This window comes from Roseivivax isoporae LMG 25204 (genome assembly GCF_000521865.1).
GTDB lineage: Bacteria > Pseudomonadota > Alphaproteobacteria > Rhodobacterales > Rhodobacteraceae > Roseivivax > Roseivivax isoporae.
In genome coordinates, this window is record NZ_JAME01000134.1 from 1 (window position 1) to 878 (window position 878).

Consider the following 878-nt stretch of genomic DNA (forward strand, 5'->3'; position numbering starts at 1 on the left):
TCCGCAAGCACGGCCTGGAATTCAAGGTGGGTGAGGCCGCAATCGCGGTTCGGGACGACCAGGATCCGGAACGGCATCGAGGGCCGAATGTGGTTGCGCCAGAGGACGACGCCGCGCGGTCCCGCCTCTCTGACCCGCCAGCCCTGAACCTCGATACCCTCGATCCAGCGAGCTCTTCCGTGGCGCAGGAGGGCGGCGGACGGCGCCGCCGTCGTGACATAGGCGAGCATCCGCCCCAGAGCCACGGGAACGCCGCCCGCGCGCGTCATGGTCGTCAGGCCGCGGTAAAGGTCCGCACGAACTCGCTGGCGGGTTTCGCGCGGATGTCCGCAGGCGGGCCAACCTGCTCGATCCGGCCCATCGACATGACGACGACAAGGTCGGCGAGTTCCATGGCCTCCTCCTGGTCGTGGGTCACGAAGATCGTCGTCAGGCCGGTGCTGTCGTGGATCTCGCGCAGGCCCTTGCGCAGCTCCTTGCGGACCTTCGCGTCGAGGGCGCCGAAGGGCTCGTCGAGGAGCAGCATGCGCGGATCGATGGCGAGCGCCCGGGCCAGCGCCACCCGCTGCCGCTGGCCGCCGGAGAGCTGGGTTGGATACCGCCGGCCGATGTCGGGCAACTGGATGAGATTGAGGAGCTTGGTCACCCTGCGCCCGATCTCCGCTTCCGTCGGCCTCTCGTCCCGCTTTCGCGCCCGCAGGCCATACGCAACATTCTCGAAGACCGTCATGTGCTTGAAGAGCGCATATTGCTGGAACAGGAAGCCGGCCCGCCGCTCCTGCACGCTGAGGCTTGTCGCATCCTCCCCGTCGAAGCGCACCCGGCCGGATGTCGGGAATTCCAGCCCTCCGAGGATCCGCAGGAGCGTGGTCTTGCCC

Annotated in this window: 2 protein-coding genes; both read right to left on the reverse strand. The window is 68.2% G+C overall.

What is annotated here, in order from left to right; genetic code table 11:
* The coding region (locus RISW2_RS25570) for a hypothetical protein (RefSeq protein ID WP_043775831.1) at positions 1 to 269 on the reverse strand (269 nt) is incomplete at its 3' end.
* A gap of 5 nt (positions 270 to 274) precedes the next feature.
* The coding region (locus RISW2_RS22985; protein WP_084615553.1) for a sulfate/molybdate ABC transporter ATP-binding protein at positions 275 to 878 on the reverse strand (604 nt) is incomplete at its 5' end.